This is a genomic window from Streptomyces sp. NPDC006655 (assembly GCF_040703965.1).
Lineage (GTDB): Bacteria > Actinomycetota > Actinomycetes > Streptomycetales > Streptomycetaceae > Streptomyces.
Genome location: NZ_JBEYJU010000236.1, coordinates 1 through 2,057, shown reverse-complemented (window position 1 = coordinate 2,057; position 2,057 = coordinate 1). Strand labels below are relative to the sequence as shown.

Here is a 2,057-nt window from a genome sequence, read left to right as displayed (position 1 = left end):
CACCCGGCGCACCGCCTCGGCGAACTCCTCGACGTCGGCGACGCGTTGCTTGAGCAGATAACCGACACCCGAGGTGTTGGCGGCGAGCAGATCGGCGGCGTACCGCTCCTCCACGTACTGCGACAGCAGGAGCACTGCGGCTGCCCGATCGAGCCTGCCCCGTAGGTCGGCGCTGTCGACAGCCCGGGCAACCCGCACGTATGCGCGATCCTTGCAGCGATACACCCGGTTGACGACGATCTCGACCAGTTCGGTGTGATTCGCCATACTCCCGGAGGGGCGACTCCTCCAGCCCGCCAAGGTTGACGCCGGCTGCATCAGCCATCGGTCTTGCCCCTGCGGACATTGAGAAGCGCCTATGACTCCCAGACAGAAATTTGATGTGCCGGCTATCCGGCCGGTCTCAGTGCCCGCGCGAGCGCGTCGACGGTCACACTGACGATCGCCCGGAGTTGCTCCGGGCTCGACCCGGCCCTGCCCATCACCGCGAGAGACTGGTTCACGGCCGCTACGTGTACGGCGAAGTCCTCGGCGTTCTCGTCGGACATTCCGCCGGCCTTCAGCGCGGTGCGCAGGCGCGGGCGCTGCAAGCCGAACAACTCTTTGACATGCTCTGCGACGCTCGGGCTCAGCGCCGGACTCGCCATGACCGACTGGGCCATCAGGCATCCGTCGGGCACGGCGGGGTCGGCGATGCGCCTAAGGGTGACTTCGAAGAAGGCACGGACGGCGGCGACGGGGTCCTCGGCCGCGCACGAGAGGGCGGCGTCGAACTTGTCGCCGTAGCGCGTGGCGTAGCGATCCAGGCAGCGAAGGAAGAGCGCGTCCTTGTCGCCGAGCGAGGAGTAGATCGAGCTGCGGTTCAGGCCGGTCGCCCGGGACAGGTCGTCGAGCGAGGTGTCGGCGTAGCCGGAGCGCCAGAACTGGATCATCGCGGCGTCGAGCACCGTGTCCATGTCGAACTGCTTCTTGCCTGCCATGCGGCCCATCCTCCCATCTTGGACTGATCAGTTCAAGACGTGTTAGCGTCGAATCACGGTCCACCCGCCTCGATGGAGGATTCCCATGACCAACCCCGTCCCCGCCCTGCCCCTGCATGACCTGGCCGGATTCACGCACCGCTGGGTCGACGCCGACGGCGTCCGCCTGCACGCCGTCGAAGGCGGTCGGCCGGACGGACCGGCCGTCGTCCTGCTCACCGGGTTCCCGCAGACGTGGTGGGCCTGGCGAAAGGTCATGCCTGCTCTCGCCGATCGGTTCCGGGTCATAGCGATCGACCGGCCGGGCCAGGGAAATTCCGAGCATCCGGAGCTCAGTTACGACACGCACACGGTTGCCGCGCACATCCAGGCCGCCGTGAACGCTCTCGGCGTGGGGGACTACTGGCTCGCCGGGCACGACATCGGCGCCTGGGTCGCCTTCTCCCTCGCCTTGAACTACGAAAGCCGACTGCACGGGGTCGCGCTGCTGGACGCCGGAATTCCTGGTATCACCATGCCGGAAGCGGTCCCTCTCGATCCGACTCTGGCGTTCAAGACCTGGCACTTCGCGTTCCACGTGGTGCCCGATCTTCCCGAGACGCTGATAGCCGGCCGCGAGCGGGAGTACACCAGCTGGTTCCTGAAGACCAAGTCCCTCGCCCCCGACGCGTTCGAGGAAGCAGAGCTCGACCACTACGGGGCGGCCCTCGCCGTCGATGGCGGCCTGCGCGCCGGCCTCGCCTGCTACCGGGACGCCGCCGAGTCTGCGCGCAAGAACCGCGCGGCACTCGAGCAACGGCGACTGACCGTGCCCGTCCTCGGAATCTCCAGCAGCCACGGCTCGATCCCGGATATGGCGGCCTCCATCAGCCCGTGGGCCGAGAACGTGACCGGCGTCATCGTGCCCGACGCCGGTCACTACATCCCCGAGGAGCAGCCCGAGGCCGTCGCCGCCGCCCTCACCGGCTTCTTCAGCGGCCGTTACTGACTTCGGCTCGTCAGGGTGATATTTCCTGAAGTCCCCGCTGGGCCTGGGGTAGTGGCTGTACTCCGTGGTGTGTGAGGTATGCGGATGGG

2 protein-coding genes and 1 pseudogene are annotated in these 2,057 nt (G+C 67.4%); 1 reads left to right on the top strand and 2 read right to left on the bottom strand.

The features are described from left to right. Together AB0958_RS44970 and AB0958_RS44965 are read right to left on the bottom strand one after the other, a co-directional pair. Window positions 1-135: pseudogene (locus tag AB0958_RS44970) on the bottom strand (DNA-binding response regulator); the annotation flags it as partial. Window positions 136-389: 254 nt separating this feature from the next. Beyond that, on the bottom strand, window positions 390-980 hold the full coding sequence (locus AB0958_RS44965; protein WP_366896268.1) for a TetR/AcrR family transcriptional regulator: 591 nt from the start codon (window positions 978-980) through the stop codon (window positions 390-392). Window positions 981-1,065: 85 nt separating this feature from the next. On the opposite strand from AB0958_RS44965, the gene AB0958_RS44960 reads away from it, so the two are divergent. Next, window positions 1,066-1,968: an alpha/beta hydrolase gene (locus AB0958_RS44960; RefSeq protein WP_366896267.1), complete on the top strand. Its 903-nt coding sequence runs from the start codon at window positions 1,066-1,068 to the stop codon at window positions 1,966-1,968. Window positions 1,969-2,057 lie beyond the last annotated feature (89 nt).

Coding starts and splice junctions, on each gene's coding strand:
- AB0958_RS44960 (WP_366896267.1), top strand. CDS start 1,066: ATGACCAACCCCGTCCCCGCCCTGCCCCTGCATGACCTGGCCGGATTC.
- AB0958_RS44965 (WP_366896268.1), bottom strand. CDS start 980: ATGGCAGGCAAGAAGCAGTTCGACATGGACACGGTGCTCGACGCCGCG.